The organism is Aequoribacter fuscus (assembly GCF_009910365.1).
Taxonomy (GTDB): domain Bacteria; phylum Pseudomonadota; class Gammaproteobacteria; order Pseudomonadales; family Halieaceae; genus Aequoribacter; species Aequoribacter fuscus.
On sequence record NZ_CP036423.1, the window covers coordinates 542,349 to 563,103 of the forward strand.

The 20,755-nt window shown below is 48.3% G+C and carries 17 protein-coding genes and 1 tRNA gene; 5 read left to right on the forward strand and 13 right to left on the reverse strand.

Annotation, left to right across the window (positions count from 1 at the left end):
- Nucleotides 1–149 precede the first annotated feature (149 nt).
- Entirely contained in the window at nucleotides 150–1,394 is a 1,245-nt protein-coding gene (locus EYZ66_RS02485; protein ID WP_009575909.1) for a GGDEF domain-containing protein, read from the reverse strand.
- A gap of 453 nt (nucleotides 1,395–1,847) precedes the next feature.
- Here EYZ66_RS02485 and EYZ66_RS02490 point away from each other — a divergent pair, with 453 nt between their 5' ends.
- The gene (locus EYZ66_RS02490) at nucleotides 1,848–2,147 is read left to right on the forward strand and encodes a putative quinol monooxygenase (protein ID WP_009575908.1); all 300 of its coding nucleotides are present in this window, start codon (nucleotides 1,848–1,850) and stop codon (nucleotides 2,145–2,147) included.
- Nucleotides 2,148–2,214: 67 nt separating this feature from the next.
- A complete protein-coding gene (locus tag EYZ66_RS02495) occupies nucleotides 2,215–2,880 on the forward strand; it encodes a glutathione S-transferase family protein (protein ID WP_009575907.1) in 666 nt (221 codons plus the stop codon).
- Nucleotides 2,881–2,910: 30 nt separating this feature from the next.
- Here EYZ66_RS02495 and EYZ66_RS02500 read toward each other — a convergent pair whose 3' ends face one another.
- Complete coding sequence (locus EYZ66_RS02500; protein WP_040816729.1) at nucleotides 2,911–3,606, reverse strand: DNA-3-methyladenine glycosylase I; 696 nt, start codon at nucleotides 3,604–3,606, stop codon at nucleotides 2,911–2,913.
- Nucleotides 3,607–3,769: 163 nt separating this feature from the next.
- Between EYZ66_RS02500 and EYZ66_RS02505 the strand changes: the two genes are divergently transcribed.
- From EYZ66_RS02505 to EYZ66_RS02515, 3 genes are all read left to right on the forward strand, one after another.
- Entirely contained in the window at nucleotides 3,770–4,936 is a 1,167-nt protein-coding gene (locus tag EYZ66_RS02505; RefSeq protein WP_009575904.1) for a PQQ-dependent sugar dehydrogenase, read from the forward strand.
- Between the two features lie 87 nt (nucleotides 4,937–5,023).
- The gene (locus tag EYZ66_RS02510) at nucleotides 5,024–5,869 is read left to right on the forward strand and encodes a 2OG-Fe(II) oxygenase family protein (RefSeq protein WP_083814375.1); all 846 of its coding nucleotides are present in this window, start codon (nucleotides 5,024–5,026) and stop codon (nucleotides 5,867–5,869) included.
- 273 nt (nucleotides 5,870–6,142) lie between these two features.
- Nucleotides 6,143–8,764 (forward strand): TonB-dependent receptor, encoded by a 2,622-nt coding sequence (locus tag EYZ66_RS02515; protein ID WP_009575902.1) that lies wholly within the window; start codon nucleotides 6,143–6,145, stop codon nucleotides 8,762–8,764.
- Nucleotides 8,765–8,895: 131 nt separating this feature from the next.
- Here EYZ66_RS02515 and EYZ66_RS02520 read toward each other — a convergent pair whose 3' ends face one another.
- The 11 genes from EYZ66_RS02520 to EYZ66_RS02570 form a co-directional block, all read right to left on the reverse strand.
- On the reverse strand, nucleotides 8,896–11,073 hold the full coding sequence (locus tag EYZ66_RS02520) for a S9 family peptidase (protein ID WP_009575901.1): 2,178 nt from the start codon (nucleotides 11,071–11,073) through the stop codon (nucleotides 8,896–8,898).
- A gap of 530 nt (nucleotides 11,074–11,603) precedes the next feature.
- Nucleotides 11,604–11,680, reverse strand: a tRNA-Val gene (locus tag EYZ66_RS02525).
- A 158-nt stretch (nucleotides 11,681–11,838) separates the two neighbouring features.
- A complete protein-coding gene (locus tag EYZ66_RS02530) occupies nucleotides 11,839–12,387 on the reverse strand; it encodes a hypothetical protein (protein WP_040817891.1) in 549 nt (182 codons plus the stop codon).
- A gap of 512 nt (nucleotides 12,388–12,899) precedes the next feature.
- A complete protein-coding gene (locus tag EYZ66_RS02535; RefSeq protein WP_009577178.1) occupies nucleotides 12,900–16,010 on the reverse strand; it encodes a hypothetical protein in 3,111 nt (1,036 codons plus the stop codon).
- A 291-nt stretch (nucleotides 16,011–16,301) separates the two neighbouring features.
- Nucleotides 16,302–16,475, reverse strand: a complete 174-nt coding sequence (locus tag EYZ66_RS02540) for a hypothetical protein (protein ID WP_009577176.1) — start codon at nucleotides 16,473–16,475, stop codon at nucleotides 16,302–16,304.
- A gap of 157 nt (nucleotides 16,476–16,632) precedes the next feature.
- A complete protein-coding gene (locus EYZ66_RS02545; RefSeq protein WP_139042644.1) occupies nucleotides 16,633–17,271 on the reverse strand; it encodes a hypothetical protein in 639 nt (212 codons plus the stop codon).
- A 179-nt stretch (nucleotides 17,272–17,450) separates the two neighbouring features.
- Nucleotides 17,451–17,759 carry a hypothetical protein gene (locus EYZ66_RS02550; protein WP_009577174.1) on the reverse strand — a complete coding sequence of 103 codons (309 nt, stop codon included), beginning with the start codon at nucleotides 17,757–17,759 and terminating at the stop codon, nucleotides 17,451–17,453.
- A gap of 143 nt (nucleotides 17,760–17,902) precedes the next feature.
- On the reverse strand, nucleotides 17,903–18,400 hold the full coding sequence (locus EYZ66_RS02555; RefSeq protein WP_009577173.1) for a hypothetical protein: 498 nt from the start codon (nucleotides 18,398–18,400) through the stop codon (nucleotides 17,903–17,905).
- A gap of 43 nt (nucleotides 18,401–18,443) precedes the next feature.
- Nucleotides 18,444–18,785: a hypothetical protein gene (locus tag EYZ66_RS02560; protein ID WP_040817885.1), complete on the reverse strand. Its 342-nt coding sequence runs from the start codon at nucleotides 18,783–18,785 to the stop codon at nucleotides 18,444–18,446.
- Between the two features lie 358 nt (nucleotides 18,786–19,143).
- Nucleotides 19,144–19,566, reverse strand: a complete 423-nt coding sequence (locus tag EYZ66_RS02565) for a hypothetical protein (RefSeq protein WP_009577172.1) — start codon at nucleotides 19,564–19,566, stop codon at nucleotides 19,144–19,146.
- A 2-nt stretch (nucleotides 19,567–19,568) separates the two neighbouring features.
- A complete protein-coding gene (locus EYZ66_RS02570; RefSeq protein WP_040817882.1) occupies nucleotides 19,569–20,144 on the reverse strand; it encodes a tyrosine-type recombinase/integrase in 576 nt (191 codons plus the stop codon).
- Nucleotides 20,145–20,755 lie beyond the last annotated feature (611 nt).

Sequence of the window (20,755 nt, forward strand, 5' to 3'; positions counted from 1 at the left end):
TATCGCCTGCTGAAAACTGCCCTAATTATAGTGAATCGGTGTTGATGTGCTAGGTCCGCTCAGGCCGCATTGAGTGCTCGGTGCGTCCAGAGACTCCGCGGTGGTTAACTCTCTGTGTGACAGCAACAGCGAGTTAGCGTGTATCAGTCTTAATCTTGTCCGTACACTTGAACTTGATTGCGGCCCAACCGTTTGGCGGCGTACAGGGCTTTGTCGGCTTCTTGAATGAACGAGTTAGCTACAGCTGATGTTGCTGGAACAGTCGTATGGACCCCTAAGCTGACAGAGAGTCTTGATTTTGTTGTGGGTGAGGCCGGGAAGGCGCAGTTCAAGTCTTCGATTGTTTGCAAAATTTCTCTGGCGGCGACCTGAGCCAGTTGGGCATCTGTGCTGGGCATTAGAAGAGCGAATTCTTCGCCGCCATATCGAGCGGCTAAGCTGCTAAAGCGCTTGGCAATGTCAGACAGAGTTTCTCCAATTTTTGTGAGACACGAATCGCCAGCAGAATGTCCGTAGGTGTCGTTGTACAGTTTGAAATGATCAACATCGATGGCGATCACTGAGAGGGTTGCTTTGTATTGATAGTGTCGCTCCCATTCGCGCGCAAACTGCTCGTCAAAATGTCTCCGGTTAGCCAAGCCCGTCAACGCATCGGAGCGGGAATCGTTGAACAACTCGGCGTTGAGCTCTTCGAGTTTGTTCGCGAGGCTTTGAGTTTTTGCTTGTGACTGGACTAATTCCAGTTCTAAACGTTGCTGGGTAAGCATAATGAATGCCAGAACCCAAAGTAATCTGACAGAAATTAAAACCAGAATGACGTAGGCATTTTGCGGCGCGTTTTCTAGTGGCAGTCCAGCGTCAAATAGTAGCGGCCAAATGCTGACAAGTCTTGCGGTCAGTAGCGCCGAAGAGAGTATCAAACCTAACTGTATAAGTTCGGTTCCACCCTGGACAAATTTGGACATATGTCTGCGAATATCCATTAGACCGGCTAAGCAAAAGCCTAGGGTAAGTATACTGATGATTGCGCGCCGAGGGTATGGGGTCTCTGATTGGAGCGATACCAGCACAATTATCGTGAAGCTCGCAGCAAAAACAGCCATTAGCCAGAAAATGTTGGGTTTTAAATCTAGAAATTGTCTGAGCCCATACCAACCGAGTATGGGCATACCAATCACAAAGGTCGCAAAGATATTAGTGGCTATGGATTGAGTGTTTGATTCGTAAGCGATTAAACCCAATTGCCCTATGATGTTAGTGACAACTGCTAAAGTCCACGCGGTAAATCCGGGATAGGTCCGACGGTATACTCGTGTGTGGAGTAAAACGCCAATCATGACCAGGTTGATAGTGGCGCTGGTGTACAGCAACGAAGGTAAATTCAGTTCAATCATGCAGTGTGGGTCGCTTTACTCAAAGTGGAGCGCCACGCTGGCATCCAACATTCCCCACTAAGTTGATTTGCATTTTCTAGTTCTTGGCATGCCTTAATTATGTTTGATAACCCGCATGTTCGTCTGCACGAAAACCGCCATATTGTCTATTGATAGACATTTAAAGACAGGTTTTTTTAATGACAAATCGCCCGCAGTTGTTGCACGGGAGAGGCATGTCGACTTCATGTAGAGATCGATCGCTAATGTGTAGACTCATGCTTTTTATTTTTGAACTAGGCTAAACGTTTGGCAACCTATGCTGCGTTCGCGCTTTTGTGTGTTATGTTTGCACTCGCAAGCCTGTGGCATTAGGCTGTGACAGAGTAGCCTGAACGCCACCGGGCCTGCTTAGACTATGTATTGTGGGCAAACGCTCGCTTTGGATAACAATAACAACACAAGGACCTACGTATGCCGATCGGTGTCATTGCCAGTATCCCTGTTCAAGAGGGGAAAAACGACGAATTTGAAGCGGTATTTAACGAGCTGGCTGCTCAAGTGCTCGCAAATGAACCTGGTTGCCGTTTTTACGCACTGAATCGCAGTAAAACTAACCCACAACTCTACAAAGTGCTTGAATCCTACGACGATCAGGCCGCTTTAACCGCTCACGGCCAAACCGAGTACTTTCGCGCTGCGAATGGTAAGCTTGCCGCGATGGTCTCGGGCGCGCCCGAAATCGAATATCTCGATGGTGTAGAACTCAGCTAAAAGCCCTGCATGTCTGCTGCTACTACAGAAGATAAGTATTTATCAAAACACAAAAGGATTCTGACCAATGCTGACTTTGCATGGATTTGCGTACTCTAATTACTACAACATTGTGAAGCATGCTTTGTTGGAAAAAGGTGTCGCGTTTGAAGAACACACGGTTTACACCACGGACCCAGAGTTGCTCCAAGTCAGCCCAACGGGCAAGGTTCCGGCGATAACAACGGACAACGGCGCGCATTTGTCGGAAACAACCGCTATTTTAGAGTATCTTGAAGAGGCCTATCCACAGCATCCTTTATTACCCCAGGACACGGTCGCCAGAGCGAAGGTACGACAAATTATAAAGTGTTTGGAATTGTACATTGAGCTCAGCACCCGGCGTCTGTTGCCCGCAGCGCTTATGGGGGTAACACCTGATCCGCAAGTCATCGAGGAGGTCTCTGCAACGGTTGCGCGTGGAGTTGCAGCGCTGAATGAGTTGAGTGAGTTTCGGCCCTTCTTATGTGGCGATACCTTAACGCTCGCCGATATTTATTGCCGTTATGCGATGGCAATACCACAACTTGTGGGGCCCAAGGTGCTGGGTATGGATATCGTGGCTCAGATTCAAGGGTTACCTGCCTTGATGGAGCGCCTGGCGGCCTCTGAGGTGAGCAAGCGCGTGGATAGTGATATGCGCGCGAATCAGGATGAGTTTATGCAAAAGATTCGCGAACGCCAAAATCCCTGACCATCCTCACTTTGATAGAGCGTCGGTGCTCTATTGGGGTAGGTTGTTTCTGCCAATTCCCAATGATACCAAGCGGCTGAGTTCTGAGAGTGTGCGCCCGCTCTCTTGCCGCAGATCGTTAAAGTAAGTCTGCGTGGCTTTCAGGGCTCTTATGCTGTGTGTGCCCGAATCGATAATCGCGTGATTGCGCAGAAAGGCCTCGACGTCCGCAGTCATTAGAAACGAGTCGACGCCTAGTGTGCGCAAGGCGTAGGGACCGGTATTCCCGCCTAACCGGCTGCCGTGCTTCTTCAAATACAGCCACAAGCCGATAATGTCGTCGGCGGGCCATGCCGCGATAAATTCGCCGAAGCTACGGTTTTCGCGGCGCTCGGTGTCGGCAATCATCGTTGCATTTTCAAGAATGGTTCTGACTTTGCGATAGTTGCGGATGATGCCTGGGTCACTGGCCTTACGCTCAAGCATCTCGTCGGGCATCATGAGCAACCGCTCGATATCAAACTCCCAAAATATCTTTTCAAAATTGGGCCACTTGGCGTTGACTACGCGCCACACAAAACCTGACTGGAAGATCTTGCGCGTGAATTCGGCGAGATAGCGGTCTGAACCGAGTTCGGCCAGCTGCTGTCGACTTGAAGATCTAGGCACGAGACTTTCCACTGCCGTGGCACTACCTTTGCGTTTGCAGGCGAGAGCGTAAATGTCTTGGTAGGTGGGTTTTGGCATTGGGTTATTGTACCCGTTTAGTCGAGGGGCCGAGAATTTTTTGTCTTTATTGCGTGGGTTTTTGGGGCACGATTCTGCCGTTCTGTCGTTGCATTACTTTAATGAGTAATTTTCAGTAAAATTGTGCGTGGAAGTAGGTTTCGGTCTTAGTGAGGTTCAAACGATGAAAACCAAGTTTGAAATTAAGTGTGTGGGTGTCTTTTTGCATTCGGTTCTCGCGTATCTCTTGTTTATGCCTGTTGCCTATGGACAGGTGGCCCAGAATCTACCTTTCGAAGTTAAAGCTGTTACAGCATTTGACGACCCCTGGGCTATGGCCTTTTTATCTGATGGCCGCATGCTTGTTACCGAAAAAAAGGGTAGCTTGCTGCTGGTTGATCAAAATGGCCGAAAGCAGAGCATCCGCGGCGTGCCAGATGTCGCTTATGGTGGCCAGGGCGGTTTAGGTGATGTAGTGCTGCATCCTGATTTCGAAACCAACGGGCTTGTTTATCTGAGTTTTGCGGAAGCGGGGAATGATGGCACGCGCGGGGCTGCAGTGGGGCGAGGTAGGCTTGATCTCGAAGGACGCAGGCCTTCTCTGCACGGCTTTGAAATCATTTGGCGTCAGTACCCTAAGCTTGTAGGTTTCGGGCATTATGGGCACAGGTTGATGTTCGACGAACAAGGATTTTTGTGGATCACTTCGGGTGATCGCCAGAAGTTCACCCCTGCTCAGGATATGCAGGCTAATATCGGGAAAGTGCTTCGACTCAACGACGACGGCAGTGTGCCTGCCGACAATCCCTATGTTGATTACACCGAACAAACGCCGTTGGCAGAGCGAGGGGGCGTGTACGATCAGGTCTGGTCACTGGGGCACCGCAACCCCCTGGGTATCGCGCAAGATTTTGCCGATAACATTTGGGTGATCGAGATGGGACCCTTACATGGCGATGAGTTGAATCTGATCGTTAAAGGCCAAAACTATGGCTACCCTGAGGTATCCAACGGTGATCATTACGACCGGCGTCCAATTCCTAACCACGATACCCGCCCTGAATTTGAAGCGCCTGCGATCAGCTGGGTACCTGCCATATCACCAGGACATTTGTCTTTTGTTCAGGGTAGGTTGTTCACGCATTGGCGCGGTAATGCATTGGCATCTGGCTTAGGTAGCAAGGCGCTCGTGCGTATCGAGATTACTGGTACCGAGGCCCGCGAAGTCGAGCGTTTTGATATGGGTACTCGCATACGCAGTGCTCTAGAGGGTCCCGATGGCGCGATTTGGGTGCTTGAGGATGAGCGCGGTGATAGCCAAGGTAGATTGCTCAAACTTATGCCGCGTTGAGCTGTATCTGATTTTGATGCAGGTGGACGATGAGCCTGTCCCTGCATTACCCTACCGCCTTTCGTCTCTCCAGGGCTTATCTTCCTCATGACTAGTCAACCCACTCGTGACCGAGCTGCTGAGCTACCAAACGCTTGCATTTCAAGCAGAGGGCAGCTCCAGTTTGCCAGTCCGGAGGACTTAGATCGCGCCTGGGACCTTGGCATTTTTTACCTTAAAGTGCCCGATGAGCTGGATGTCGAAGCGGCTCGCGAATTTGGCCGTGAGTTGACGAAGCCGGACAGTGGCTATCGCAATATTCCCAATTATGGCGATTTTGAGGGTTTTATTGCGCTGGAAAATAACCAACAAACCAAATTGGCGTTGCGTCGCCATCATTGGGGTCAGCATTACCCCCCAACTATCGCGAAGTTTGGGCGTCAGCTCGATGACATCGGCGTCATCGTGATGTCCGAGGTTCTGCGCCAATCGGGAATACCCGAGTCATGCTGGGCTCAGGCGTCAGGTGGCTACTCGTCGGGTGGTGGTACGGCCTTTTTAAATTTTGTGCATTACGACACGACGCACCCAAACCAGGGCTTACGCCCGCATACCGATTATGGCTTTGTCACCATTCTAGATGTTATGGCGCCCGGTCTTCAAATACAGGTGGGTGGCGAATTTATCGACGTGGCGGTCAAGCCCGGCTTTCTGGCTATTCATTTTGGTGAGGCCTTGAACTTTATAACCCGATACTCCGGGCGACAAGTCGGTGCGGTTGTTCATCGGGTACTGAGTCAAAAGTCCGAAGACCCCGTGCGCCATGGCATCGTATATTTCGCCAACCCTGATTTGGATGGTGAGTTGTGGCAGTTTGACCCAACTGGCGAAGTGCAAGGGAGCTCTTCAGTCGCTAACTTATTTGCAGAGTTGGAACAGCAGTTGACCGCATAGCTACAGAATGGTCGCAACGTGAGTGCGCCTAATCTATTCGGTTCATTTCACCTGCATCATTTTTTCTAGTGGCTGGTCCGTGCCTGAGAAAATCAGCTAGCAAAGCCACTTATCCTAGGTTGACTTCTGTTAAATCTAATTGGCTGGTTTGGCGTTTAGATGCAGATTCCATTTGGTTGTCGCATCAGAAATCGTTAGACTTCGGACGGTCCGAATCACCGCGCCTTTCGCGTCGGACGGACAATAACACTAATCACTGTAGGAGTAAGCTGTATGACGTACTATAAACCATCGGGTGCTAATTCTCGCCCCGTATTTTACCAAAAACCTATCGCGCTCGGCATCGTTGCGGCCGCACTTTCAACAACGTTCTCGCCAATGTCCAGCGCCCAACAGAGTGGATCGGCTCTGCTGGAAGAGGTCGTTGTGTTTGCTCAGAAACGTGAGCAGTCGATTTTGGAAGTGCCTATTTCTGTTGCTTCATATGGTTCTGAGGCGCTGGACCGCGCGCAAATCCGTGATCTATCCGAGCTGCAGCAAGTTGCTCCAAGCCTTGTTTTTAATAGTTCAACGGGTGCGACTCAATCCATTCTGACCATTCGAGGTATTGGTACCGCGGGTCAGAATTCAGGGCTTGAGCAGTCTGTTGGTGTATTTATCGATAACGTTTACCGCGGTCGGCCGGGTGCTGCATTGGGCGACTTCGTGGATCTTGAGTCGATCGAAGTTCTGCGTGGGCCTCAGGGTACCCTCTTTGGTCGCAACACTTCCTCTGGTGTGATCAGCGTTCGCTCTAAGAAACCAGAATACGAGTATAACGGTCATGTTCAAGCGAGCTTGGGTGATTATGGTTACACACAATTACGTGCGGGCGTCACGGGTCCTATTACTGACACTATTGCTTGGCGTTTGTCAGGTACTTGGCAGCAGCGCGATGGCTACATGGAAGATACTTTCAGTAACGAAGATTGGAACGACCGTGATCGTTACACGGTCCGAGGTCAATTACTCTTTGATCTAAGCGATGATACGAGTCTGCGTCTCATAGCTGATCTTACGGAGACCGACGAGCGATGCTGTGTGCCCGAGCAACTCTTTGACGCGAGCAGTGCAAGCTTACTGGTTGGAAGCCCAACGGGTTTGGGTGCGTTGAACCCAGCGTTCGCCAATTTCTTTGTTGGTGAACCATTGCAAGCCGGTACGCCCGGAAGCACGAAGCCTCAGGAAGTCACCTTTACTGGGACTTATCCTGATGCGCAGGATTTTACAGGCACGCGAACTTCTGCCGCTGGCGCTGACGATAGTTTTAAGGATGGGGGTATTTCTGCCGAGTTAGAAACAACCTTGACTGATGATATCGACATGACGGTGATTGGCGCCTACCGGTTTTTTGAGACAAATCCCTATGGCGATATTGATATGCGTACTGCCGATATTTGGCGCGGAGGTCGAGGGCAGGATATCGATGAAATTTCTCTAGAAGTCCGCTTTGACGGCACCTTTGGAGACAACGATTGGACTGTTGGCGCGTACTATTTTGACCAAGATATTCTCGCGACGGGAGGCTTCGAGTGGGGGCCAGACGCATCTGCTTACTTGTCGCAAGTTGGTATTGCGCGCTTGGTGGGCGACGCGGAAATTATTGCTGAAGGCGGTCAGTTGGCCGATATTTTGGCCAGTGGTCTAGTCGAAGTACGTGATGTGGCGCCCGGTGGTGCTGCTAACCCTGCGAATTGGTTCCCCTCATCAACGCTTGTGGGCACTGGCTCGCAAGAGCGTGTGGATTATAACGCGACGAGTATCGCTATTTTCGGTCAGATCACCTTTAACTTAAGTGATCGTATGAGTTGGACGGTTGGAGGCCGCTACTCAGAAGAAGAAAAGGATGCGACTTACCAGACTACGGCGAATGATCCATTTTCGGCAAGAGATTTGCGGCAGGTTGCGCTTTCGGGCACCGATGGTCTTTTCTGGGCGTTACGTCCTTTGCAGTTGCACTTGGCCTCAGAGCCTGGAGCCGACGGCTTTGATGACGATGACATTTCATTTGCCACTAGCGTCAACTATGAGTTGAACGATGCAATTTCTGTTTATGCTCGATGGGCGCAAGGCTACAAGGCTGGCGGTTTGAATTTGAACGGTACTATCGGTCAACAACCCGGCAATCCTTTACCAAGCTATGCCAATAATGAGTTCGATTCTGAGACCAGCGAAAGCTGGGAAGCAGGCATGAAGTCGTTCTTACTGGATAACACGCTGCAGCTCAACGCTACTGTGTTCTATCAGACGACTGAAGATTTTCAGACCAACTCTTTTGATGGTGCCGGTTTTACGCTGCGCAACGCGGGGGAAATTGAAGGTGCCGGTTTAGAAGTGGATTACGTCTGGATGCCCAATGATCATTGGACCATCAGCGGTGGTTTGGTGCTGCAAGATATCGAGTACGGCGATTTCCGTAACGCATCAAGCACTATCGCTCAGCAGGAATTTGCTGGCTTGCGAGCTCGAGCCCTAGGTGAAGTGCCAGATCAGGATCTCACCGGCGCGACGCCCAACTTCGTATCAGATGTGACCTGGTCTGGTGCTGTTTCTTACACCACGCCGATTAGCAACGAGATGGTGTTGAATGCAGCGGCAAGCTGGCGTTATCGTTCAGAGTTTACGACGGGACAGGACAACGATCCTATGACGCTTCAGGACTCGTTCACAACGGTCAATGCCACGATCGGTGTTGGTGATACCGATGGCGTATGGGAGCTGGAAGTTTGGGGAAAAAATCTGACCGATGAGACTGTTCTTAACATTGGTTTCGATACGCCGCTTCAGACCGGCTCGTTTAGCGCGTTCGTAGAACCTCCGCGTATGTATGGCGCTACGATGCGTTACAACTTCTGATCAGCTTAGGAAGACCGAGGCCGGTAGTTTTGCTACCGGCCTTTTTAATGCTTGTAAATGCGCCCCCAGCCATAGATTGTGTCAGTACAGTTCTAGGGAGGCCTTGCGACAGAGGCAACTGATTGATCAACTCAGCGCGGCGCGTTTTGATCGACCATTCCCATTTGCCACAAGATGAAGGCGTACTCCTCGGCTGTTTCTTTGAGTGAGTTCCACCTTCCAGATTGTCCCCCATGGCCTGCACCCATGTTTGTTTTTAGTAGCAATAGATTGTCGTCGGTCTTGAATTCTCGCAGCTTAGCAACCCATTTTGCGGGTTCCCAGTAGGTCACACGCGGATCGTTGAGCCCCGCGGTCACAAGCATGGGTGGATAAGCGCGCGCGACGATCTGATCATAGGGGGAGTATGACAAAATGTAGGCGAACGCTGCCTTGTCGGTAATGGGATTACCCCACTCGGGCCATTCGCTGGGAGTGAGCGGCAGCTTCTCGTTGAGCATAGTACTTAGCACGTCTACAAAGGGAACATGTGCGACGATGGCGCCATATTGAGTTGGGTCTTGATTTATGACCGCACCCATTAAGGTCCCGCCCGCTGAACCTCCGCTTGCAGTAATTCGGCCCTCTGCGGTATAGCCCTGATTGATTAATCCACGTCCAACATCTACGAAATCATTAAAGGTATTTGTGCGCTCAAATAATTTTCCTTGTAGATACCAACTCCGCCCGAGATCATCGCCACCGCGAATATGGGCGATCGCATAGGCAAAGCCGCGATCAACAAGAGACAGTCTCGTAGTAGAGAAGTAAGGAGGGGTGGCGTAGCCATAGGCGCCATAAGCGTATAGATGCAGTGGGCCTGGTCCATCGATTGCCGCCCGTTGAAGAATCTCTGTTCGATCCTTGCGCATGACAATGCTTACCGGCACCTTGGTACCGTCTCGAGCCTCTATCATGAGCCGCTCAGTGACATATTGATCCCGATCGTAACCACTCGGGATTTCTTGCTGCTTAAGTTGCTCTAGGGTGTTGTTAGCAATGTGGTAATCAAAAACGGTTCGCGGTGTGACCATGCTCTGATAGCTTAGTCGCAGTTTCGTCACGGCATACTCTGGATTGTTTGACAGACCAGCTGTGTAGCTGGCTTCAGGGAACTCGATTGCACTGGCTTTTCCAGGTGCATCATAGTTACGCAGTTGGATTTGATCGAGACCATTAAGACGTCCCTCTGTCACGAAGAAATCTTCGAATAGCTGGAAGTCGGTCAGATAAAATTCGTTGGAACCGACAATCACAGTTTGCCAAGTATTTGGCTTATCTAGAGTTGTTCTGGCCAAACGGAAGTTCACGTGCGTGTCATTGGTCAATATAAAGAGCTCACTGTCACGAATATCCACCCGATACTCGACGCCCTTCTGTCTGGCTTTTACTAAAATCGGTTCAGCTGTGGGGTCGGCAGCTGGAACTATCCACACTTCGGTGGTTTCGTAATCGCCAGTTACAATGAGCAGCCAGTCGTCTTGTGCACTGAGAGAGGTGCCCACGCTGAAGCTTTGATCGTGTTCTTGGTACAGTGTGACATCTTCACTATTTGGAGTGCCAAGCACATGCAGTTTGGCTTCCAATGTGCGCCACTCCTCGGTCGCAGGTCCATAAACCAAGGCGGTATCGTTTGCGACCCAAACTAAATTGCCTCGCAGGTTTTCGAGTGCGTCGGGTAAGAGCTGTCCTGTTTTAAGATCTTTAATTCGCGCTGTATATCGCTCTGATCCAGTGTCATCGATCGAATACGCCAAATAACGGCCATTCTGGCTGATCGTTGTTGCACCCAGGCGAAAATATTCTAAACCCTCGGCCAGCACATTCTCGTCTAGCAGCAGCTCCGCTTCGCCACCACTCGCAGGTTTGCGCCAGTGTTTACGATACTGGTCTCCCTTTTCGAACTCACTCCAGTAAACGTAGTCACCGTTGCGCTGTGGGACGGTGCTGTCATCTTCTTGGATACGCGCCCTCATTTCGTTAAATAAGGTCTCTGTTAGAGGCGCCCGTCCTGCCATATGTGCCTGGAAATAGTCATTTTCGGCGATCACATAGTCCAGTACATCTTCATCGTCTATTACTGGGTAGGACTTGTCATAGAGCCAGTCGTAAGGATCTTGGATAGTGATACCGTGGTGTGTGTAACTGTGCGCTCGTTTTTCTGCGACGGGTGGAGTGATTTCAGTTGATGTGGCGTGCGCACTTACCGGAGTGAGTGCGGTGACGCCCAATACGCCGGCGATACTAATGAGCCTAAGATATTGGTTCATGATTTTGCGATCTCTTTAATTGCACAAAATTTGAAAAGTGATACTTGTAGCTTTTGTGGATAATCACATGGCGTCATGAGTTTACGCAACGGGGCTTTGTTAAAGCAACTGTCAATGCGTTGGCGCATTACGGAATACGTAGGTGCTAGGGTTTCATGTTTGGTAGGACCAGGCGGATGGTTTCGAGCACGATTGCCTCTCGCGCTCTCACCCCTTCGGGGCGCCGTTGCTTCGCGCCGGCGACCACATTCCTCCTAGGTCGGAATGTGTCGAACCGGGCGATTCAAATCAGCGGCTAACGCCGCGCCAAACAAAAAACCCCCGCCGAGGCGAGGGTTTCATGTTTGGTAGGACCAGGCGGATGGTTTCGAGCGCGATTGCCTCTCGCGCTCTCACCCCTTCGGGGCGCCGTTGCTTCGCGCCGGCGACCACATTCCTCCTAGGTCGGAATGTGTCGAACCGGGCGGTTCTAATCAGCGGCTAACGCCGCGCCAAACAAAAAACCCCCGCCGAGGCGAGGGTTTCATGTTTGGTAGGACCAGGCGGATTCGAACCGCCGACCTCTACCATGTCAAGGTAGCGCTCTAACCAACTGAGCTATGGTCCTGTAGGTTTACTCTATTTTCTATGCGGTCAATTGGGTTAGTAGTCGCTAACCATTTTTGCCTATTTCTATAGATACCAAAAAGATACCCAATAGCTAGGGACCGCCTCGCTTCTGGAATGAAAACGAGGTCGCGATCATAAAGGATTAGCGTCGGAGTTTCAAGATTTGCCAACTGTTGCCGAGACCTGAGTCCTAATTGACCTAAAAGCTTTTTTCACGGCCCCATGATCATGCTTACCGTGTTGCTCCTGGAACTTGGCAAGGGTGTTTACAAGAGTATCAAAGTCCTTGAGAACCTTTGTCGCACCAATGACTCTGGTTTTACCGATCTTACCTCTCGAGGAACCGGGTCGTGGCCTATTTGGCTTTCCTCTTCGAATAAGGTTACCGTCCCGCTTCCAATTTAAAGGCAAGCGACCTCGAAAACCAGTCGCGAATTTTGCGATTGCTTCTTGCCGGGTAGATGGGTAAGCGCGAGGAGGGGGGAAGCGAAGGACCATTAGCTTGATCGCCTCTTTCCTTGTCATTAGTAAATGATTGATGCCCTCCAGTTTCGCAAGGTCCTTCAAGTCCTTTGTCGACGTGTATTCAGGGTCAAGACCCGTAGAAGCAGCCTTCATAATAGATTTAGCTTCGGTAAAGGTTCTTCCCGACCGAACGAGTTTTATCATTTGATATTTCTGTTCATTCCTTGGTGCTGGATTCATTTCAGTTCTCCAGACATTAACGATTTATGCCACGGCATATCTTCTTCAACTGATGTGCCAGAGCATCCTCGAGCCATGTGACTCGCCAAGACGAAGCGTTCTTATCCTGAGCCGGCTCGGGTGCGTTATGGTGACAGTCATTTCTTTGTGATTGGGAAGTTGTCGGATTAATCATTCAATTCTCCTTCTGACACGACGCTCACAAATTGAGCGAAGGTCTCTTTCGCGAGACTCTCAAGAAAGAAAGAGCGCGCGTGCAGATATGTTTCGTAATGTTCTGGGGTTGGAAAAACGCTTCTCACACACGCGCAAGCATCTTCCCCGCTTGAGGAGCGAGAGAAACACTCGTTCTCGCAGCGTCCAAGGCCATGTGTAGCTAGTCCTACGAGGTCATCCATCGACATCCGCTCTTCGGATCGACCCCGTTGCCATTCTTCTTTTTCTGTAAGTTCCTGTAAAAAATCCATGTCTATAAGTTCTCTCGACTTTTTGATTCAGAGCGCATAAGAGATCTAAGAGAAATTAAAAAATCGAAAAGATTCTGATGCCGCGCGGTCCAGTTGATTCACCAGAGCGGTGTGAGGGTACTTATACTTGTAAAAGCAAATCAGATGGCCCTGGTGGCATAGGAAGGCCTCTTCTTTTGGGGACAGAGGTTCATTCTTCCGTAGCTTAACCCTCAGCAGCTCTTCGATGACTTTCGTTTTCTCATTTATGTTCGGAATCTTTTTCGCTTTGCTTGGCTTAATAAGCCCAGGTTCAGTTTTCATAAAATGGTGAATCACAGCGTGTTTCGCATCTTTTTTATTGCCTTGAGGCTCCAGATACTCAAATCCAAGGTCAAAAGCCTCAGCCATTGCTTGAAAGAACTTTACGTACGATGTGTTATGTTGCTTTTCAAGCCACGGAATGTGATGTTCATAGCGGATGAAGCATCGATCCATTAGCTCTCTCACCGCCCGAAAGTCCTCTCGGGTGAAGAGAACTCTGAGTTCTTGAGAGTCATCATCTTTGAGCCAATGTATAAAGCTATGATGACTACCTCTCATGAACTTTCGGACAATGGCATCAACTTCATCGAGCAATCGTCCTGTCAGTTCGGCGAAGAATCTCTGGTCTTTCTCGTCTAGCTCCTCACGCATCGATGGCTCAAGAAACCAGATTGAAGACACCGCACAAATATCCATGTTTCGTTTCTTTAGATCTCGATGATAAAACGCATGGAATTCCTCAAAGCTCAGATTGCTTTGCTCTACCTCAAATGGGCTGCTCCAGTCATTTGGAACACGCTCAAACCGAGATAGAAGTTCAGCTTTTTTGAAAGGGCAGTTCCACTGATCATGAATGGCTTTCTCTTGCTCTTCGTCAGCGACAAGCGTTAATAAATGACGAATCCCTTCGTCAGTTCTTGGTGTAGAGCAGCCAGGCTTATAAGCCCCGCCTCGCTCGATGATGATGAGCTTTAAGTGGTAGGGGATATTCCGTTTTTGACGTTCCCGCTGCCGCTTTGCACGCTCTGCCAGATTTAATGAAAAGGGTAGGTCAGCCTTTAATTGACCCGGTTTGATTGGGAATGTCTTGTCGAGGTCCGCTAATCTCTGAGTTGCGTCGTTTGGTCTTCTTCCTAACCAAACATAGTGTTTTTTGGTTTGTCGAGGTCTTCGCATCTGCTGGCAAATGTCGGGGGCGGTGATGAAAGTGTGTGGGTAATGCCCAACGGTAGCACCAAAGTGATGATTGCCATTGTAATCCCATCCAATCTTGGACCACGGAGACACGATTAAGAGATCAAGGCCTTCATTGTCTATGAGCTCATCAATAAAAACACTCGGCTCTTTCTTTAATCGCTTGGGTGCGGTTTCGGCATCGTAAGCGAGAATATTTTTATCAGGGTATCTCTGTTGAAAATGTCTAGCCAATGCGGAAAGTTGCTTATATCGATCAGAGCGTGATGTGTGGAAATAGACTCGCTCACCCTGCCCAAGAAGCATCTCAGTAATACCGATAAGGTCTTTTTCCGCTTCAAGCGCATACACGCAGTGTCCTTCGCCCATCCAATCCTTATCGTTGATGAGTGCGAGCAGTTCTTTCTCACTACTGGTCGCTATCTCTCCAGCAAACCATCCAGTCAGGTCACAAGAGGCATCAGCATCCAACAAAACGACTAGTTTTGCCGCTCTGCAGAGGGTAAAAAGCTCCTGGGTTCTGCTCGCGGGATCGACTGAATTCAGTGCTACGCGTTCGCTCTCATCAATAAAGACCACATCAAACGGTAAGAAGACATTGTTGCTATCAAAGAAGACTTTTAGGCTTTTATCAGTAATCGCCACTCGGTCATTCGAAACGCACCAATCCGCTTTGGCTTCTTCTCCATGTTGAAGATAGTAAGCAAAGTCGATAGCCCTCGCTGCCGGTTCGATGGTCGCCTTTAAAGCCGAGACATATAAGGCACGTCGATAACACGTTATGTCCATCAAGCGCTTGATGATCCCTTTAGTCTTGCCGCTACCACAACCACTTTTAAGACAGATTACAGCACCTTCTTTTGGTACCGATGAAAGGTCGAAATCTGCAAGATCGAGATGCTTAATACGTTTGACGTTGTGCCATTCGCTGCCAAATTCGCCTCCGGTGAGCTCGTTTTCGATGAGACCCCGTAGATGACGGTCTAGACTATCAATGTCATGATTATTCAGTAATTTTGGATCCGACTTAATGGCCTCTCGAAACGCTCGTGTATCGCCATTGTTGAAGAAATTCGCCGTCCACAAAGCTGTTGTAAAAGCGCTTCGTCTCATTCCATCAAGCTCTCCTCGATCAGAGCGCGATACTAGGTCGCGAAGGATTTCTTGTTCTTTTAAGGTAAGCTCGGAGGAAAGTTGTAAATTATTGAGCCTCGATTCGCGGGGCCCATTTTCGGCCTCATTAAAAGGTATCTTGAGGTCGTCGAGTGACAGGCGACCTCCAGGAGTAAGGATGACGCGCGGACCCTTTGGATCGAATCTCTCTGTGTTCTTAAAAATTGGATTGGCAACGATATGCGGCTGCGTCCTTACGGACATTGCGGGGTCTAGGAGTGATTCTCCGTCAGAACTTCTCGAGTAGCTTTGAAGGAACTTACGAACCTGTTCTCGCGGATATGGTTTATCAAACCATACAACAATATGGAGGTTCATTCTGTGAGGCTTGGCGGTGTTCTTATAGAATCCGGATGACGAGAAGAAGCTTACGAGCTCTAAGTTCTCAAGCATTGGCAGCATTGACTTTGCGATTCTTACTCGCTCTTCCAGAGTCGAATCAGGCGTTATCTCTGGATGGTCTCCGTCAAAGTCGAGAACAACAAAATCCATCTTTGACTCGACAAGATTATCCTTTAGACGGCGCCATGAATTAGCCCATTGATCTCTCGGTGGAGCAAATTGAGAGAAGCACACGTTCCAATCTTTAGCCCATGTTTGTTCGAGAGCTAAAACGAAGTTTTCGGGTGTAGGCGTCTTCTCTTCAGCAAAGATCTGAAGAAATGTCGGAAACCCATGTTGCACCTTCTCGCCGTTAACATAATGTTTTCGGAAACCGTCCTGGCGCGCTTCGTCATCTGCAGGCTGCCACAGATATAAACTCATTTTTGGAACCTCTCCTCGTATTCTTTCGCTTCCTTTTCAATAGACGCGATCATGCCCTCCAAGTGGCGTTGAAGTTTATCGTCAATCAGAGCTTGAGCATCTTTATCCGAAAGGTGAGGAGGCGCTGCGAGCAAGAGCTGTCGCTTGAACTCTTGTTGCGCTTTCAACGGGTGAATTATTCCGTGTCTCGCCAATCTTCGATAAATGGTTCGCGCTGCCGGAGAGTAGCGAGGGAATATTTCTGTAATTTTCTGGACGGAAACAAGGAGCACGAGCTCTGACAATTGTTTGTCAGAGAGTCGATAACTCATCTTTTTTGTAGGTGATGTTCTCTTCCAGCATCTCCCATTCAGATCTTTCTTTTGGGCGAAGCGGGCGCTCTAGGTAGTGTTTGTATTTCTCATACACAAAGCCAATAAACTCTTTGTGCTCGATGGAGAAGGCTTCTTTGAGCTGCTGGCTCATCTTTCTTGCCTTTTTCCCTTCTTTGAAGGCTTGGCGAGTATTTTTAAGAAGTCGCCTATATCAAAAATTTATAAAATTATCTCAAATTTTGACCAAAATGTCAAGATATATTTTTCGTAACGTGTTGATTTTTATATATTTTTCAATTTTTTTCCCGCTAAAGAGGAGGGAAGTGCTCAATAACACGATAACGGATACTGCGATTCGTTGCGTCGAGCACTTCGATGCGTGCTCCCTTAAACCCAATGATGGTGCCTTCCTCTAAGTCATACTGAACATCTTGTGTAAAGGCATCCCTCGCATACCCTGTTGCCGTGAATTCTCGGTAGGTAAACTTCACGTTGGATCCCACACGACCGTTGTAAATAAGCTGCTGATCAATGTTGCGAGTTGAGGTATCTATCCAATCCGCTCGTACAGCCGAAATTTCCCTGCTGCCAACGCTGCATGTCAGTGCATTGCAATCTCCAAATGCGGTCTGCCCTACGCACCAAGCTCCTGTTACTTTATGTCTGCAAAGCCCGCCTTCTGCAAAACTTTCATATGTTTCGTCGCTCCCAAAAGGAGTCAAAACAGCACCTGCGGGAGTAATCACACCATTGATCGATTGATATGGTTGTAGCAATTTCCACGAAGGCCGGATCGCGGCAATCACATATTGAACCATCGTATCGCCCAACTCTGCGGAGGTTTCCAAACCCGTTTCTGGGAGTCTGATTTCTTCAAGCTGTGGTAACGGAGTCGGAGTCGCGCATCCCGTTAGGATTAAAAGGACGGCTGCAAATATCTTTTTCATGTACCTGAAACTCCCGGATGATGAATAACTCCGAATCACATTAAAACCTTACGATCCTTAATATTCAATAGTTGATTTCATATCCAACTGAGACCTAAAGAGCGACGCACTCACTCAATCGAAAGGCAAGGGTTGACCTATACGGACGAAGCGGCAAAAGAATGCCGCTCAAGTCATATCTAAAATAAACTAGCGATCTCATCTTCTGAGTCAAAGGAACATAGTTGAATGTCGCCCTCTTCACCACCGCACCACCAGAATTCATCTAAAATTGGGATAACGTAAAAGCGACCCAACTCATCTGGACTGCATGCGCCACGCTCAATTGCTTCACCTACTGCTTTTAGAAAATCCGATTTGGTATCGCCGCTAAACACCACTGTGTTATCTGGATGAATGAGGTCACCGAACCAAAGACGATTACCCTTTCCAAAAAAGTCAGCGATGTCTCCATAACCCACAATTCTGCTTTCAATAGCTGTATTCATTTCATAATCTCCGTCAAAAATAAGTAAGGTATTGTTGATTTGACTTATCTGTCGCGGTTTCCTCGCGAGCGGAGTTTTGTTTTTTAGTGTCGCGGTGTCTTCACGACATTTGAAGGGTTAAACTGGGGCGCTAGGCCCCGCTCTTAGATGGCGATATAAGAATCGCTTTTCGAGTCATACTTCCATCCAGTCTTATCCTCTGCTTTTGGCAAAGTCTTCGGCTTGGCTTGCTCAATGGCAATTCGATGGAACTCCTGGGCAGCTTCTGATTGAGGGTCGGCTTTCATTCCTTCAAGCATATCCAACCAGTCTTGAAGAATACCCACCACAGCTGTTGCTGGCTGACGATCTTCGGTTTGACCATCTTCGGTAATCGCTACTTTCTTAATGCCAATTTTCATCCACATTTCAACGATCTCTTCGGACACGCTGTCAGCTTGTTTGACCACCTTCCAGTTTTGAGATGGCTTTGGGTCTTTATAAGCATGGCCTTGCTCATACCGTCCCTTTGCATCTGACAATGACTTTGCGACTTTCTCGCTTGTCATGCGGATGTATTTGTCGAAGATCTTCTCGACTTCAACTGGGCCACGGACTTCCTTTTGGATTGAGGTTTCTTGTGCTTTTTTAGATACGAACATTTTTCTATTCCTTTTGATTTCTAAAATTAAGTTTGATTAGTGATTAAGCGTTTAAGATGGACCAAGAAGTGTTGAAGCGGGTTCCCGCGTCAGTTCTTGTTGGTATTGCTCCGAGTGGGTTCTCAATACGAAACTTGCGTAGAGCTTTTTCGGCTTTGCGGCGAGCATTGCGAGGAGAGAAATCTCCTGAACAACAGGCATCGAGTATTGGCTTGATTACTCGCTGACGAATGTCAGTCTTGTAGGAGCCTTGTAAAGCGTAAGTCGCGATATATTTGTCACCAGGACACACAAGAGCGGGTGTCATTCTGTTTTCAACAACATCAAACTCGATGCCGAAAGCAGTCTGGATTAGGTTTAGGTAGGTTGTAGTTTCAGTTTTCATTTTGGACATTCTCCATTTAAGTCAACATTAAGTTTGTTAGGTTTGACTTGTTAGACGCAGTTTTATCTTCTGCGACCGGAGTTTGTCTTTTTTACCCTGGTGGTTTCTTCGCCAGCTTTCTTATCGTTTTGTCTTCTTTCCTCAACTTGATTAGCCTATTTTCTATTAAACATTCCTTCTTGTCAACACTTTTTTCTAACTTTCTTAATCTTTTTTCAAATTATCTTAACGAGACACTCATTACTTCTCGTTAAGTCTTATTTTACCCAATTCCTGTTTTCTCTCGAACACTTATTTCGGGGGCGCAGATACGAAAAAGCCGGCGACAGCCGGCTCGTCTTCGTACCACTACTTTGGTTCAGATGAGATTATCTGATGTATCGACATCTTCGAGTACGCAGTTCACTGTGTCTTTTGCCCACTCGGCTTGGTACTGGAGAGTCTTTCGGCTTATGCGATGGTCTGCTGGGTATTGGCTATCGGAGTTGAAGCCTAGATATTCGGGACTAACGGTGTATTGCATTTCTTTCGTGCTACCCGCACTCCATCCGTACCACACTTCGTAGGTGCCGGTTCTTATGTCTTTGTCGAAGTCATCTGTATCAAAACGATAAATGTCTTTTCTCCACGCATCGCCAGCTTTGCCAGTGAAGCCATACTGTGCAATTGATTGGACTTTTTCCTCGCTTGCCAGATGGCTACATACGATTTGCTTAGGAGCAGCACTTGCCTGACCACAAACAAAAATTCCAACGCCAAGTGCTAACGCCAGTTTCTTCATAATTAGATTCCTCTCACAGCCGTTTTTAGATGCTCTTCATTCGTGGCGACATACTCACTCGTCTGCTGAATATTGGCATGATTCATGAGAGTTTTCAAACTCACAATATCTACGCCAGCCCGAATACAGTTTGTCGCAAATGATCTCCGGCCTGAGTGCGAAGAAGCACCGTCAAAGCCAGCGTCACGGTAGAGTTTGAGCATCTTATGAGTGAGTGCATTGGCGCTGAAGCCTGTGTTTTTCTGACTCACAAAAAGATTCTGTACGTCTGTTTCAGGGCGCTCGGCGAGATAAGAAATCAGAGCTTTGCGAAGCTCAGGGTGTGCAAGGTAGGCTGCGTAGTTGCGTCGTCCTTTGACTATATCACGTCGTAGTTCTACTACTTCTTTCAGATTTCCACTTGAGTCCAAAACATCATTTAAACGTAATCCAGCGATGGAGCCGATTCGCAGACCTGCGCGGTATCCAAGAAGGTAAATTGCTATGTTTTGTGTGGCTTGGCGCGTAGTCGCCAGGTAATGGAGGAATTGGGAGTGCTGTTCTGCGTTGAGGACGCTTGCTTTGCCTTGGTTCGCCATAATAAATAACCTTTTCAATAGCTTATGTGGGCTCTTGAGATAACAACATATTTCTTGAGTTTTATGTTGTTATTTTAGCAGTCTTATTTGGCGCAATATAGTCTTAATTATCAATAATTTAGTCTTATTTTAAGCCTATGCCGGGGCGGTTAATAGACTTTTATTCTTCATTTTATTAAAAGCGCTTTCTTGCGTAAATCTAAAGTCTTTTTTGAAAGCCTTTTCGGCGCGGAAATGAAGGGCGATGCTTAATATTTCTTTTTGGCTGTAGATGCTTCGCGAAGCCATCTCGCTTTGTCGCAGAAGTAGATTCAGAAATGGGATTCACTCGAGGATCGCAGTATATTTATGTTAATCTTACTCTGGGAGGTCATAAAATTCTCTCTAAGGCTGAGAATTGGGCGGAAGTAAATGTGACTGCGAACGCTGGAGATATAATATTTCTTCAGCAAGTTGCGGAAATGGGCATTGTAATGGCGAAAAAGTCAGTATTCCAGCTGCCTGACTACGAGGGAAATATCAAGTCAAGCACCTCAATCTTGGAACTATAATCAAGACTAATAAATAAATAGTCGGAACTCGATATTTCGGTTTTGATGTTCACTTTCGAC

Coding starts and splice junctions, on each gene's coding strand:
- EYZ66_RS02485 (WP_009575909.1), bottom strand. CDS start 1,394: ATGATTGAACTGAATTTACCTTCGTTGCTGTACACCAGCGCCACTATC.
- EYZ66_RS02490 (WP_009575908.1), top strand. CDS start 1,848: ATGCCGATCGGTGTCATTGCCAGTATCCCTGTTCAAGAGGGGAAAAAC.
- EYZ66_RS02495 (WP_009575907.1), top strand. CDS start 2,215: ATGCTGACTTTGCATGGATTTGCGTACTCTAATTACTACAACATTGTG.
- EYZ66_RS02500 (WP_040816729.1), bottom strand. CDS start 3,606: ATGCCAAAACCCACCTACCAAGACATTTACGCTCTCGCCTGCAAACGC.
- EYZ66_RS02505 (WP_009575904.1), top strand. CDS start 3,770: ATGAAAACCAAGTTTGAAATTAAGTGTGTGGGTGTCTTTTTGCATTCG.
- EYZ66_RS02510 (WP_083814375.1), top strand. CDS start 5,024: ATGACTAGTCAACCCACTCGTGACCGAGCTGCTGAGCTACCAAACGCT.
- EYZ66_RS02515 (WP_009575902.1), top strand. CDS start 6,143: ATGACGTACTATAAACCATCGGGTGCTAATTCTCGCCCCGTATTTTAC.
- EYZ66_RS02520 (WP_009575901.1), bottom strand. CDS start 11,073: ATGAACCAATATCTTAGGCTCATTAGTATCGCCGGCGTATTGGGCGTC.
- EYZ66_RS02530 (WP_040817891.1), bottom strand. CDS start 12,387: ATGAATCCAGCACCAAGGAATGAACAGAAATATCAAATGATAAAACTC.
- EYZ66_RS02535 (WP_009577178.1), bottom strand. CDS start 16,010: ATGAGTTTATATCTGTGGCAGCCTGCAGATGACGAAGCGCGCCAGGAC.
- EYZ66_RS02540 (WP_009577176.1), bottom strand. CDS start 16,475: ATGAGCCAGCAGCTCAAAGAAGCCTTCTCCATCGAGCACAAAGAGTTT.
- EYZ66_RS02545 (WP_139042644.1), bottom strand. CDS start 17,271: ATGAAAAAGATATTTGCAGCCGTCCTTTTAATCCTAACGGGATGCGCG.
- EYZ66_RS02550 (WP_009577174.1), bottom strand. CDS start 17,759: ATGAATACAGCTATTGAAAGCAGAATTGTGGGTTATGGAGACATCGCT.
- EYZ66_RS02555 (WP_009577173.1), bottom strand. CDS start 18,400: ATGTTCGTATCTAAAAAAGCACAAGAAACCTCAATCCAAAAGGAAGTC.
- EYZ66_RS02560 (WP_040817885.1), bottom strand. CDS start 18,785: ATGAAAACTGAAACTACAACCTACCTAAACCTAATCCAGACTGCTTTC.
- EYZ66_RS02565 (WP_009577172.1), bottom strand. CDS start 19,566: ATGAAGAAACTGGCGTTAGCACTTGGCGTTGGAATTTTTGTTTGTGGT.
- EYZ66_RS02570 (WP_040817882.1), bottom strand. CDS start 20,144: ATGGCGAACCAAGGCAAAGCAAGCGTCCTCAACGCAGAACAGCACTCC.